The organism is Pseudomonas sp. AOB-7 (assembly GCF_003696305.1).
Classification (GTDB): Bacteria; Pseudomonadota; Gammaproteobacteria; order Pseudomonadales; family Pseudomonadaceae; genus Aquipseudomonas.
On sequence record NZ_RFFK01000055.1, the window covers coordinates 1 to 454 of the forward strand.

A 454-nucleotide genomic window follows, 5' to 3' on the forward strand; every position below is an offset into this window, starting at 1 on the left:
AAGACCGTGGCGGCGATGGCGCCGCAGCACGTGTGCATATAAGGTCGTCAGAGACAGTACGTGTCAATGGCGTCCTTGTTACCAGGCTCTTGCGCAAAGATCGACAAGGTCGCGCGTTGCCAGCCTGGCACACCTACCGGTGCCTGGTTGGCGATGAACTGTTCCTGCTCAGCAGCACCAACCCAAAGTCATTCGGCAGTCGACACTTCGGTCCGGAATCTGTCGGCGGGGTGATCGCTCGGATGCAGATCTTCTGATCGGGCTCGTGTCGATGAGCTGGCCGTTATCGCGTCGATCTGGATGTCGATAGCGTGTGCTCAGCCTGCGCATTCAAGCACTGCGGACCTGCGGTTACCTCTGCCCTCGTCTACCGCCTAGAGACTGCGAGATCCTTAGTATCCCCCAGCCTGATTACCTGCTCAGGCGCACAAAGGCACGGAAAAAGCGGAGGGCA

At 59.0% G+C, this 454-nt stretch carries 1 protein-coding gene; it reads left to right on the forward strand.

Going from position 1 to position 454, the window contains the following annotated elements; translation table 11 throughout:
• Positions 1-257: S26 family signal peptidase (locus EA796_RS22975; protein ID WP_371921484.1), on the forward strand; the 257-nt coding region annotated here is incomplete at its 5' end.
• Between the last annotated feature and the right edge of the window lie 197 nt (positions 258-454).